We start from the raw sequence: 13,055 nt of genomic DNA on the forward strand, positions 1-13,055 counted from the left end.
ATTCCCTATGATTCCGGCAACGTTGGAACAATTAGAGCAAGTTCGCAAGGAATGCCGTACCATGGTTCGCAAAAGAGCTACTGCTTCCGCCGGTACAACACTCGTTCCGCTGCCCGGTACAGACGTACTGGCTGATGTGGGGATGCTGATGCAGCTGTTGCCTGCCATTAACAATAAATTCGGATTATCACAAAAACAGCTGGACGGTATGGACCCCGAGACCAAATCCATGATCTATGGATTCGTGATGTCCATCGGAAGTAAAGTCATTGGCCGTATGATCACCAAGGAATTGGTGGTACAGGTTCTAAAAAGAGTCGGCGTACGCGTAGCCACCAAATCGGTCGCCAAATTTGTCCCCTTTGCAGGACAGGGATTGGCTGCCGCACTCAGCTTTACAGCCATGCGCTATGTTGGTAACAAACATGTGGATGACTGTTATGAGGTCGTCAAACGCATGATTGAGCAGCGCGAATTGATCCCGGGTGAACCCGCTCCATCGGCACTGAAGGAAGCTAATAGCGACGACGCGAAGATAGAAGTGAAGTCGATCTCTAGCAACGGTACAGATGAACCTGCTAAGGAGTCTAAGAATCAGTAAATAACTCATTCATATCTCAGCGTCAATCTTCTGGATACACGACAAATAGCCGGGAGCACCCCTAAGGGTACTCTTGGCTATTCTTGTTAATTATATCTATAATCAGATCGCCTGCGGTTGTTGCTCCGTAAATTGACTATTGTACAGATCCGCATAGAAGCCCTGACTTGCCATCAATTCTTCATGATTGCCCTGTTCAATCACGTTACCATGATCCATAACCAGGATCAGATCGGCGCCGCGAATGGTGGACAAACGGTGTGCAATGACAAAGCTCGTGCGATCCTTCATCAGATCATTCATCGCTTTCTGGATAAACACTTCGGTCCGTGTATCCACGCTACTCGTCGCTTCATCCAGAATGAGGATGGCTGGGTTCGCCAGAATCGCTCTTGCAATCGTCAGCAACTGTTTCTGCCCTTGGGAGATGTTCGATGCCTCTTCATTCAGCACCGTGTCATAACCATCAGGCAACGTGCGAATAAAGTGATCCGCATGTGCCGCAACGGCTGCTTTGATGACTTCCTCTTCCGTAGAACCTTCTCGACCATAGGCGATGTTGTCCCGAATCGTTCCGTTGAACAACCAGGTATCCTGGAGCACCATTCCGAACAGACTGCGTAACTTGCCACGTTCCATGTCCTTAATGTCAGCACCGTCAATCGTAATTCGACCATCCTGGATTTCGTAGAAACGCATTAACAGGTTGATCAGGGTGGTTTTACCGGCTCCTGTTGGTCCAACAATGGCTACCGTCTGTCCTGGTTTTACATCAATATTCATGTTATGAATGAGCAGTTCATTTTCTTTATATCCAAAATTAACACCTTGGAACGTAACCGCACCTTTAGGCTGCTGTAATTGCACGGGTTGTTTGGACTCTGGAACTTCTTCCTCTTCATCCAGCAACTCGAATACACGTTCCGCCGAAGCAATCGTCGATTGAATAATATTCGAGATATTCGCAATCTGGTTAATCGGTTGTGTGAATTGACGGGAGTACTGTGTGAAGGCCAGAATATCCCCGATGGAGATAGAACCACGTGTAACGAAGATCCCACCGACCACACAGATCAGTACATAACCCAGGTTACCGACAAAACTCATAAGCGGCATAATAATACCGGAGATAAACTGAGCTTTCCAGCCGGATTCATACAGCTCTTCATTGACTTTCTCGAATTGCTGTACGGATTGTTCTTCGCGTCCAAATGCTTTGACGACTTTGTGCCCCGTGTACATCTCTTCGACATGACCATTCAGTTCCCCAAGGGATTTCTGTTGACCTGCAAAGTGTTTTTGCGAACGGGATGCGACCAGCATGACAACAACCACACTGAGTGGCAGCGTCAAAATCGTGATCAAGGTCATCCATGGACTAATCGTCAGCATCATGATAATTACGCCGACAATCGTTACGATAGACGTAATGAACTGTGCCAAGCTTTGCTGAAGTGTATTACTGATATTGTCCACGTCATTCGTGGCACGGCTAAGCGTCTCCCCAGTCGTGCGGGAGTCAAAGTATTTCAAAGGAAGGCGTCCAACCTTCGCACTAATCTGCTCACGCATGTCATAGACAACACGCTGGGCCACACCGGCCATCAGGTATTGCTGAACATACATAAATGCAGCACTGAATAGATAGAGTCCGCCAAGCAGGTATAATACTTTCATCAATGCAGGAAAATCAATCCCGGCCCCCTGCACACCCTGAAGGATGGCAATGGCGCCTTGACTGAGAATATCCGTTCCTTCGGCCATAATCTTTGGACTGATGATGCTGAATACGGTACTCAGAATGGCTGCGACCAGCACACCCAATAGGCGAGAACTGTGGGGCTGGAGATAACGAATCAAGCGCCGCAGTGTACCTTTGAAATCTTTCGCTTTCTCAGCGGGAGGTCGCATGCCCATTCCGGGACCAGGACCTGGCCCACCAGGTGGACGAGGCGACTTGCGTTCTGTACGTTCACTCATGCGATCTCCTCCTCTGTCAGCTGGGAGGATACAATCTCGCGATACACTTCATTGTGCTCCAGCAGCTCTTTATGTGTTCCTGAACCGACAATTCGTCCCTCATCCATGACCAGAATGCGATCGGCATCCATTACTGTACTTACGCGCTGGGCTACAATCAGCACAGCCGCTTCTGTCGTTTCGGACTTCAGCGCAGCACGAAGTTTAGCATCCGTTTTGAAATCGAGAGCAGAGAAACTGTCATCAAAGATATAGACTTCCGGACGGCGAACAAGTGCGCGAGCGATGGAAAGACGTTGCTTTTGTCCACCAGACACGTTGTTACCGCCTTGTGCGATAAGGCTGTCATATCCTTCTTTCATCTCGGTAATGAAGTTCTCTGCCTGAGCCGTACGGGCTGCATGCACAACTTCATCCATTGTGGCATCGTCTTTCCCGTGACGGATATTCTCCGTAATCGTACCCGTGAAGAGGACTGCCTTCTGCGGTACAAAGCCAATTTTGGCACGCAGATCTTCCTGCCGAAGTTCACGCACATCTGTACCATTTACCCGAACACTGCCTTCAGTCACATCGTAGAATCGTGGAATAAGACTGAGCAATGTCGATTTCCCTGAACCCGTACCGCCAATAATGGCTGTCGTCTCACCTGAGCGAGCTGTGAAGGAAATACCAGACAAAGCTGCATTCTCTGCACCCGGATAACGGAAGGTTACATTATCGAACTCAATCATACCTTGCATCGCTTTCATGCCACTCGGCTGCTCAGGATTGCTAAGGTCCGGCTGCATATCAAGCACTTCGTTGATCCGTTCTGCCGATGCCGAAGCTCTTGGAATCATGACAAAGATCATGGAAACCATAATCAGCGAGAACATAATCTGCATCGCATACTGAATGAAGGCAATCAGAGAACCAATATTCATATTGCCGCTGTCAATCCGCAAACCACCAAAATAAAGGATGGCAATCATCGAAAAGTTCATAACCAGCATCATTACAGGCATGATGGTCGCCATGAGCACATTGACCTTGATCGAAGCGTCCCGCAGTTCCGTGTTGGCCCCATTGAAGCGTACACGCTCATGCTTACCGCGGTTAAAGGAACGAACAACCCGAATCCCTGTTAATTGCTCCCGGAGCACCAAGTTGAGTCGGTCCAGCTTTTTCTGAATGGTTTTGAACAAAGGTAAACCCTTGGCACCAATCAGCGCAATGGCTCCACCCAGTACAGGAAGCACAACCAGGAAGATCGTAGATAATTTGGCGTCCTGAGATACCGCCATGAAGATACCCCCGATACACATGAGCGGAGCCATAATCATCATGCGCAGCATCATCGTAAGTACGTTCTGTACTTGTGTAATGTCATTCGTTGTACGCGTAATCAATGAAGCAGTACCCATCTTATCGAACTCCTGGAGCGAAAAGTTCTCCACATGACGGAATACTCTGCTACGCAGTTGTTTGGCAAACCCACCCGCTGTGCGGGATGAGAGGTAACTGGCAATCACCGAACATACTGTTCCGCCAATCGCAATGACCAGCATCCAACCGCCAATCTGCCAGATATATGGGATATCTCCTTTAATAATGCCGTCATTCACGATGTCTGCCATCAGCGTGGGCAGGTACAGTTCAGCCAAAGACTGTAACATGATCAGACCCAGAATGAAGAAGATGGGGATTTTGTAAGGCTTCAACATGCGAAACAGTTTCATCATGGCGTATCATCTCCTTGTGTCGAATCATCCTTTTGCAGGGAGGGAAGTGTATCAAAAAAGGTGTATACCTTCGTCAATAGCTCCGCCAGCTGAGTGCTGTCTTCTTCCCCCAGGTGTTTAACGAGTTTGTTGAATATCTCCATGCGCTCTTCATGAGCAGCCCGAATAATTTCACGGCCTGCTTCAGTAATCGTGATGCGGACAGCACGTCGATCCTCCGGGTCCATCGTCCGCTTGACCAACCCCTCATCTTCCAGGCCTCGAATAACCGGTGTAATGGTTGGTGATTTCACTCGTAGCAAGGCGCTGATTTCCGAGACTTTCATCCCGGGATGATTGGATTGGATCGTGTCATTGAAATCAGGTGGGTTATCCTGCCAATTCAACCGCTCTCCCGGATGCATCCCGTGGAGCAAACAACCCAGCACCATAATTTCATTGTGATTGCGCCCATGAGGTTTATGTTGCCTCCATTTGCCTTTATTAAACTGCATGATGGAGTACAAAAGCTTCTGAGCAAGCGGATCAATACCCGTCATAATGGGTTCCTCCTTCTTTCTTTATCATTCCATAGACATCCAACATCATAGGACATCTATTAAATAGCATTACAATTAAATAGATGTACAATTAATTAGGTATACTAAGTATATTCTCGAAAGAAGACAAAGTCAAACATCTAAAAATAACCAATATAATCCCATAACAAGAGCTGATGTGCGCTTGATTATGGGGTTTGTCATTTTGCCGTCATTGGAGCCCGCTATACTTATTATGTGCAATGCCATGAATCCAAATTATAAAAAAAGCTCCCATTCTATACTCCGGTGGATGGAGACCCGGATATATAAATGGGAGCTTTTTATTACGATGGAAAAGGAGAAACAAGATAGCTCTGTTATTTCATAACTTGAATGATTAGGTGCACTTGTTGAGCATCAAGACTGTGAAGCTGAGACCGTTTTAAGTACTGAGGCAAACGGAAAATATTCTTTCGCATTGTTGTAGGCAATGCCCTGTACGATCTGACCGAGCAGCTCCATATCCTGCGGTGCCTCGCCCTGTTCAGCCCATTCACCAATGAGATTGCAGACCAGCCGACGGAAATACTCATGCCGCGTGTAGGACAGGAAACTGCGTGAATCGGTCAGCATGCCGACAAATCGGCTGAGCAGACCGACATTCGCCAGTGCCTTCATCTGAGCGAGCATGCCGTCCTTTGTATCATTGAACCACCATGCTGCACCAAGCTGGATTTTTCCAGGAATGCCCCCACCTTGGAAGCTGCCGATAATTGCTGCCAGCACTTCGTTGTCCCTTGGATTCAGCGAGTACAGAATCGTTTTGGGCAGTGCTTGCTGCTGTTCCAACGCATCGAGTAAACCAATCATCGCTGACGACAACGGTGTATCATTCACGGCATCATAACCGGTATCCGGCCCAAGCTTAGCCAACATGCGTGTGTTGTTGTTACGGGCTGCATTGATGTGGAACTGCATGACCCAGCCCCGCTCTGCATACAGTTTGCCAAGGAATGTCAGCGTCACCGTCTTATACTTATCCTCTTCCTCACGCGTTACCTTGTGACCCGCAAGTGCCTTCGCAAATATGGCCGTCGCTTCTTCACGTGTAGCCGCACCGTAAGGAACATAATCGAGTGCATGGTCAGAAACTCTGCCGCCTACGGAATGGAAGAATTCCACTCGAGACTCCAGCGCAGCAAGGAAGGATTCATAATCGGAAATCGCTGTGCCGGATGCCTGTGACAGCTTGCCCACCCATTCGGTGAAGGTATCGCGGTTCAATTCCAGCCCTTTATCCGGACGGAAGGATGGCAATACGGCCGTATCAAAACCTTCGATCTCCTGAATCTTCAGATGATATTCCAGAGAATCGGTAGGATCATCGGTTGTGCATACAACAGTGACATTGGATTTGGTAATCAGATCACGTGCACCGAATCCGTCACTGTTCAGTTTGGCATTTACTTTTTGCCAGATGGCTGGTGCGCTTGTCTCATTAAGAACTTCGTAGACGCCAAAGTATCGCTGTAATTCCAGATGAGACCACGCGTACAGCGGATTACCAATCATCATGGGTACCGTTTTGGCGTAAGCCAGGAAACGATCGTAATCGGTCACTCCCTCGCCGCCGGTTACATATTGCTCTTCAATTCCGTTCGCGCGCATGAGCCGCCATTTGTAGTGATCACCGTATAACCAGGCCTCTGTAAGATTGCCAAAGGTTTTGTTCTCGTAGATCTCCTGAGGACTGAGGTGGCAATGATAGTCAATAATCGGCATGTCTTTGGCATAATCCTCATATAACTTGACCGCCGTTTCATTGTGCAGCAAAAATTGTTCATCCAGAAAAGATTTCATTCGCCTCGCACGCTCCCTTTAGGTGAGTTTACGTTCATATGGGTTCACTTCCCATCTTTACGCTACACTGTTTGCCATCAAAGTTCAATATAAAATGATAGCGTTATCAAAAAAGGTTGATTTAGGCATATATTCGGGAACAAGGTATACTGGATTTAACGCAAGGATGCTGATCTGAAGATCACACAAGGAGATGAAATGAATTGAAAATTACTTTTCTCGGCACAGGAGATATGTTCAGCGTGGAACAGCATCACAATAGTATGCTGGCTGAATTCGGAGAGACGCATCTGGTCATTGATTTTCCAGAATCGAATGCAAAAGCACTCAAGGAATATGGATTCGCCATGACCGATATTCAAAATGTGTTCATTACCCATCTGCATGAGGATCATATTAATGGTGTACAGATGCTGGGTTATTACGCACAGATCGTAGGCGACCGCAAACCCCGTCTGTTCATCCACGAACAATTGGTAGAGCCACTCTGGAACATTCTATCTCCGGGCATGCGCTACACAACGGATGGTGAGCGTACCATGAGCGATTACTACGATGTAGTTCCCCTGCCAGATGGAGGCACATTTGAACTGGGCGGCGTGACGTTTGAGACGTTTCGAACGCAGCATGTTCCCGGTATGGTCAGTAATGGATTGCTCGCCAAGCCTTACTTCTATTACAGTGCAGACAGTACACTCGACCAGGAACGGGTGGAGCAGATCGCCACTGATGTGCAGTTAATTTTCCATGAATGCCATATGCATGATCTGGTGATCAAATCCCATACTTCATTAAAGGATCTGGAGCAGTTACCCGCCGAAGTGAGACGGAAAACCATACTGATGCATTATCATGACGAGTACGCCGATGCGGACAAACGGGAACAATTCAACCGCGAGCATGATCTGCGGATGGTTGGCACGTTGGAATCATTTGAACTGGAGTAGGTAAAATCATACACCCGAAAAGCCTGGAGCATTTTCAATGGAACGAAGTGAGTTCAATCGAATGTGGGATACGATGAATCAGTATTTTGAAAGGTAATAACCTTATCATTTCAATAAAAGAACTGGCAGCGTCTACTCAGATTCCTAATATGGAGCTAGTATGCGCTGCCTTTCTATGAATCTAATCTTTCTCCCATGACTTCATATACTCAATCGTTCTCGGAGATGGCTCGGCCTGGATGTAAAAATAATCTTCCGTTCGCTGATCATTCGGCCCATAAGAAATTTTGATATACATATCCACATAACTCTGGACGAAATGACTGTCGATCTCTACCCTTGGCTTCAAGATATAATTCCTGCCCAAACTCAATCCAAACGGTTCCTTATCCGGCTCCAGACTTGCCTCGTATGTATTGCTCACATTAGAATTAATCAGTTCTGCGGCATCGATCTGATTCATCATGTCGGGATCGAGGGTGAAGGACTGAATAACATTGGACATGGGCACCCGAACCTCATTCAACATTATCTCGTACGAAATCCGATCAACTCCGGATTCATGACTCACATCCAACGTTGCAGTCAAAGTATACTCATCAGGCGTATTCTTCTGAAAGGACTCAGGTCTCTTATTAACCCGCTCATTCAAATCTCTTCGCTCCGAATTAAACGTATAGTCATCGGTTCGTTTCGGTTCACCCGCCGGCCCCTGATTTGCTCCCAAACTGCAAGCCCCCAGACACATGGCTAATACAAATAGATACATGACTAACGGGAAGAAACGGTTCATCTCTCTTTTGAAGCTCATACCATCCCTCCTCTTCTCAAGTCGTCTATCAAGAATAAAGCTCATTAGATTTTGTTGTTCGATTTTTTTCTCACTCCATATTTGGATTATTATACCGTATATTAAGATGTAAAACTGAACTGACTCTGTTTCATTTCATGTTTAACTTTCAGCAGCAATTTGTTTGCGTATGGTGAGCCTTAACCCACGCTAAGCTAACGAATCTGAAAGACCTTATTCGGATTAAATTCAAGGTTTCAATATTCTAACGAATCTCAGACGCTTTAATCTGGTAATATTGCTCTGTTTGGCGCTAATTCTATCACTTTTATGAGCAATAAAGTTACTGAGATTCGTTAGAATTCCCTAACGCTATTTCAGTGGTAATAAGGCGTGTTGAGTTCATTAGGATGGAGTTTTAGTTGTACATAGAAAATGCAAAAAAACACCTGAACATAGGTCGGCTTGCCCGCCTGTTCAGGTGGTTCAACGATATATATACTTTTTTCATAGCGATATCGATCTGTATATCTTTTCTTATCATGCCTAGCACTATGCCATTACTCAGCGTCAGCACAGTCCTCATCCTGCTCCGGAAGGGCCCATACCGAGAGGCCTCCACCGCATACGTGGAAGGTGGCCCAGCCGTCTTCCTCAATGGTAATCTGGTCCTCACAACTGTGCGTCAGATCCACCCACACTTCACCAGCACGATGCTCTCCGATGAACATTCTCTTCTCACCGTCATCCCCGTTGGAGATAACCACCGCACAACCGGAACCTTCGATTTCCTCTACGCCACGACGTACCCAGCCAATCGTATTCGCGTGATCGAAGTAATCTTCCTGCTCTCCATAGGCCTTGTTGCAACGAGCAGACAGCAGAATGTCCAGAATCTCTTTTTTGCCATCCACAGGTTCAGGTCCACCAATGCCATAATAATCTCCGTAAAATACAACCGGATAACCATCGCGACGTAATAGAGTCAACGCATAGGCGCTGGGTTTAAACCAGTCTCCAATCCATGATTCCAACGCTTCATGGGGTTGGGAGTCATGATTATCTACAAAAGTTACCGCATGGGTAGGATGTGTCTGAACCAAGGTGTCATCAAAAATTTTGGAGAGATCAAAGTCTCTGCCGGCAAGAGAAGCCTCATGCAACTTATAGTGAAGAGACACATCGAACAGGTCGATCTGATAGTCTACCGTATCAAGGAACTCACGACATGCATCCAGGTTCGAGTTCCAGAACTCACCTACGATGTAGAAATCCTGACCGCGTTTGCGGATCATCTCTGCTGCGAATTCCTTAATGAATTCATGGTTGATATGCTTGATCGCATCCAGCCGGAAGCCACCGCATTGGAGTGTGTCGATCAGCCATTTCCCCCAATCGATCATCTCGCGCCGCACATCCGGGTGGTTATAATCTATATTGGCAAACATCAGATAATCGTAGTTACCAAACTCATCATCGACATTCTGATTCCAGTTCTTGTTCTCACCTGCGATGCGGAATACACCACTCCGTTCTCCCTTGGCATCAAAATCCGTGCCATTGAAATGTTCGGAGTTCCACTTAAAGGAGGAGTATTGATCCCCACGCCCTGGGAATGTAAATTTGGTCCAACCCTCAATTTCGAACGGCTCGGAGATTTCCTTCGTTCGATCATTGGGATCAACCTCAATCACTTTGAACACTTCCGTCTCATCTGCTCCAGCCTTGTGATTCATGACCAGATCCACATAGACGGCGATTCCGTTCTTCTGACACTCGGCAATGGCCTCCACCAGTTCTTGCTTGGTGCCATATTTAGTGCGTACGGTACCCTTTTGATCAAATTCGCCCAGATCGTACAGATCATATACACCATAACCTGTATCTTCTGCGGACACTGCCTTGGTTACGGGAGGTACCCATACCGAGTCAATACCTTTGGCTTTCAGTTCCGGGGCCATTTCAGCCAGTCGCTTCCAATGATCTCCGTCTGCAGCCAAGTGCCACTCAAAAAACTGCATCATGGTATGATTTCTCTTCATTATAACCGACCTCCTTGATTGCTTTCGAAGCGGACCGCGGAACGGATAGGGTATTCGCCGTTGTTCGTTCGTTGCTAACCAAGTTATAACCCTTTCACCCTACCCTTCAATCATGTAAAAGAAAGAAAATCGAAAAATATATGCTACATGCATCATTTCATTCGTAGTCGTTCATCAAATCCGCTTATAATCATGCCACTCCTCGGGCAGTAGCGAACGATACGGTTCCTGCGTAAAACGATCATCGACCAGCACCAGTACACCCTTGTCTTCTTCCGTCCGAATCAGCCGTCCACCCGCCTGCAGCACCTTGTTCATACCAGGGAAAATATAGGCATAATTGAACCCATTGCGCCCTGTACGATCATAGTAATCACGAAGCACATTGTTTTCCAGACCAATTTGCGGCAGCCCCGCACCTACCACAACGACGCCATTCAAGCGGTCTCCCGGTAGATCGACACCCTCCGAGAACACACCACCCATGACGGCAAACACCAATCGTGTTCGTTCAGGATTTGGTTGGAATCCATCCAAAAACTGCTCTCGTTCCAGTTCGTTCATGCCCTGCTTCTGTATGACCGTATCCGCTTCATTCGGAAGCTGTGCATAGGTTTCATAGATTTCTCGCATATAAGGATAAGAAGGGAAGAACACCATCAGATTGCTGCGCGGCCATTCACTTACCAGCTGTTGCAGCATCTCTGCAATGGGGCGCCGGGATTGCTCCCGGTCCTTATAACGCACTGATAAGGGCAGGAGCCTTACATCCAGCTGTTCACGCTGAAATGGTGATGGAATCTGCAATGTATAATCCTCTTCCTCTGCACCCAGCATATCCCGATAATAGCGAAGGGGTGACAATGTGGCCGAAAAATGAATGAGCGAGCGGAATCCTTTGGCTGTCTGACGAAGCAGCACGGAGGGATCGAGACAGAACAACTTCACTCTCACTTCACTTCGAACACACTCTGCATACGTAATAAAACGTTCATCATACAGCTTCGCAATACGCAAGAAATTCTGTGCAGTGAAGTAGGCATCCAGCAGCAGCTGATCCGTCTCAGCATTCCCCGAGCCACCTTCAACAAGACATTGCTCCGCAACCATGACAAAAGGCTCCAGTCGTTCAATCAGTTCCTCTGGTGCCTCCTGTTGTATGATCTTTCCTTCTTCTCCACCATTTTTACGAAGGGTGATCAGATACTTATCAATGGCTCCAGTGTAGTCAACAATGGCTTTGGCAGCAGGCACACTGCTGCCCAGTGTCTGGAACTCTCTTTTCACATCCAGAAATACTGCCTTCTCCAACTCTGCGGAGAACATCATTCGGCCACGATCGACCAGATTATGTGCCTCGTCCACCAATAACACCGTCTTGCGTTTCTGCTCCTCCAACATTCTTTTCAAAGAGATCCGTGGATCAAAAATATAGTTATAATCGCAAATGACCGCATCGGCTGCATACGCCGCATCCAGTGAAAACTCAAACGGACACACCCGATGTTTGCGCGCATACTGTTCGATGACCGGACGTGTCATTAATGTCTCATGTTCCAGCATATCCAGCACGGCTCCGTTAATACGGTCATAATATCCTTCGCACATGCCGCATTGCCCCGTATCACAGGCTTCTTCTTCCTTAAAACAAATCTTATCCTTCGCGGTCAGACTGATCACATGCATCTTCAATCCTTCCGATTGCATCCGGGCAAAAGCTTCTTCTGCCGCCACCCGTGTCGTCGTCCTCGCGGTCAGATAGAACAATCGGTTAGCTTCGCCTTCGCCAATCGCTTTGACCGTGGGGAACAGTACGGACATCGTTTTACCAATGCCTGTTGGTGCTTTGGCCATCAATCCCTGACCCTCACGGATTGTTTTGTAAACGGCTCCTGCCAGCTTTCGCTGTCCCTCCCTGTATTTGCGAAAAGGAAACGGCAGCTCTTTCACACTGATATCTCGCTTTTCTTCATATGTAGCGATCATCTCTGCATATGGCGCATAACCGGCAATCACTTCTGCCGCAAACTGCTCCAGTTCCTCTCGTTCTGCCATTCGGCGGAATCGTCTTTCTTCATGAGTTACCGAATGCACGTACGTCAGCTGCACTTGCATGCGTGGTTCATCTTGCTGAACGGCGTACATGTAGGCATACATCATGGCCTGCGCCCAATGCACGGGAAGTCCCTCACCCAAATCATCCAGATTGCCCGCAGTCGATTTGATCTCATCCACCGTTAACTGACCCTCCAACCGGATCAGGCCATCACATCGCCCTTCCACCACGTAGGTCAGATCACCATGTTGAATCTCAGCTTCGAGTACGATCTCTTTCAGATCTTCTTCGGTGTATCCCTTCTGTACCCGCTGATGGATTCGAGTCCCCTCCTGCATCGAGGCATTGGTCCGGAACCCTGGACGTATGCTGCCGCTGCGGTACACATACTCCACCAAAGGTCTAACCGATATCCGAATTGTTGTTGTCATACGATCACCCGTTCTGTTTGTAGTGACTATACTTTATCATGAAAAGACGTACTCAAACCAGTTGATCCGCCGATTGGACTCACTGATTCCCATATGCTATCTT

The 13,055-nt window shown here is 47.5% G+C and carries 9 protein-coding genes; 2 read left to right on the plus strand and 7 right to left on the minus strand.

Annotated features, from left to right (window positions below; all coding sequences use genetic code 11):
• The first annotated feature begins 7 nt into the window (after positions 1-7).
• A complete protein-coding gene (locus MHI06_RS27785; protein ID WP_340399755.1) occupies positions 8-601 on the plus strand; it encodes a hypothetical protein in 594 nt (197 codons plus the stop codon).
• Positions 602-703: 102 nt separating this feature from the next.
• Here the strand turns inward: MHI06_RS27785 and MHI06_RS27790 are convergent, their stop codons facing one another.
• From MHI06_RS27790 to uxaC, 4 genes are all read right to left on the minus strand, one after another.
• Positions 704-2,581, minus strand: coding sequence for an ABC transporter ATP-binding protein (locus MHI06_RS27790; RefSeq protein ID WP_340399756.1), 1,878 nt, complete (start codon positions 2,579-2,581; stop codon positions 704-706).
• Positions 2,578-4,305, minus strand: coding sequence for an ABC transporter ATP-binding protein (locus MHI06_RS27795; protein WP_169479894.1), 1,728 nt, complete (start codon positions 4,303-4,305; stop codon positions 2,578-2,580). Before MHI06_RS27795 ends, MHI06_RS27790 begins: the two co-directional genes overlap by 4 nt.
• Positions 4,302-4,844, minus strand: a complete 543-nt coding sequence (locus MHI06_RS27800; RefSeq protein ID WP_340399757.1) for a MarR family transcriptional regulator — start codon at positions 4,842-4,844, stop codon at positions 4,302-4,304. The genes MHI06_RS27795 and MHI06_RS27800 overlap by 4 nt, the downstream gene beginning before the upstream one ends.
• A 399-nt stretch (positions 4,845-5,243) precedes the next feature.
• Complete coding sequence (gene uxaC, locus MHI06_RS27805; protein ID WP_340399758.1) at positions 5,244-6,686, minus strand: glucuronate isomerase; 1,443 nt, start codon at positions 6,684-6,686, stop codon at positions 5,244-5,246.
• 203 nt (positions 6,687-6,889) lie between these two features.
• On the opposite strand from uxaC, the gene MHI06_RS27810 reads away from it, so the two are divergent.
• Positions 6,890-7,633, plus strand: a complete 744-nt coding sequence (locus tag MHI06_RS27810) for an MBL fold metallo-hydrolase (RefSeq protein ID WP_340399759.1) — start codon at positions 6,890-6,892, stop codon at positions 7,631-7,633.
• A gap of 181 nt (positions 7,634-7,814) precedes the next feature.
• Here the strand turns inward: MHI06_RS27810 and MHI06_RS27815 are convergent, their stop codons facing one another.
• The 3 genes from MHI06_RS27815 to MHI06_RS27825 form a co-directional block, all read right to left on the minus strand.
• Entirely contained in the window at positions 7,815-8,444 is a 630-nt protein-coding gene (locus MHI06_RS27815) for a hypothetical protein (RefSeq protein ID WP_340399760.1), read from the minus strand.
• 539 nt (positions 8,445-8,983) lie between these two features.
• A complete protein-coding gene (locus MHI06_RS27820) occupies positions 8,984-10,465 on the minus strand; it encodes an alpha-amylase (RefSeq protein ID WP_340399761.1) in 1,482 nt (493 codons plus the stop codon).
• A gap of 174 nt (positions 10,466-10,639) precedes the next feature.
• The gene (locus MHI06_RS27825; protein ID WP_340399762.1) at positions 10,640-12,952 is read right to left on the minus strand and encodes an ATP-dependent DNA helicase; all 2,313 of its coding nucleotides are present in this window, start codon (positions 12,950-12,952) and stop codon (positions 10,640-10,642) included.
• Positions 12,953-13,055: the final 103 nt, after the last annotated feature.

The organism is Paenibacillus sp. FSL H8-0079 (assembly GCF_037991315.1).
Classification (GTDB): Bacteria; Bacillota; Bacilli; order Paenibacillales; family Paenibacillaceae; genus Paenibacillus.

Excerpts from the sequence above, each read along its gene's own strand:
- MHI06_RS27815 (WP_340399760.1), bottom strand. The coding sequence starts at position 8,444 with ATGAGCTTCAAAAGAGAGATGAACCGTTTCTTCCCGTTAGTCATGTAT.
- MHI06_RS27820 (WP_340399761.1), bottom strand. The coding sequence starts at position 10,465 with ATGAAGAGAAATCATACCATGATGCAGTTTTTTGAGTGGCACTTGGCT.
- MHI06_RS27825 (WP_340399762.1), bottom strand. The coding sequence starts at position 12,952 with ATGACAACAACAATTCGGATATCGGTTAGACCTTTGGTGGAGTATGTG.
- MHI06_RS27795 (WP_169479894.1), bottom strand. The coding sequence starts at position 4,305 with ATGATGAAACTGTTTCGCATGTTGAAGCCTTACAAAATCCCCATCTTC.
- uxaC (WP_340399758.1), bottom strand. The coding sequence starts at position 6,686 with ATGAAATCTTTTCTGGATGAACAATTTTTGCTGCACAATGAAACGGCG.
- MHI06_RS27790 (WP_340399756.1), bottom strand. The coding sequence starts at position 2,581 with ATGAGTGAACGTACAGAACGCAAGTCGCCTCGTCCACCTGGTGGGCCA.
- MHI06_RS27800 (WP_340399757.1), bottom strand. The coding sequence starts at position 4,844 with ATGACGGGTATTGATCCGCTTGCTCAGAAGCTTTTGTACTCCATCATG.
- MHI06_RS27785 (WP_340399755.1), top strand. The coding sequence starts at position 8 with ATGATTCCGGCAACGTTGGAACAATTAGAGCAAGTTCGCAAGGAATGC.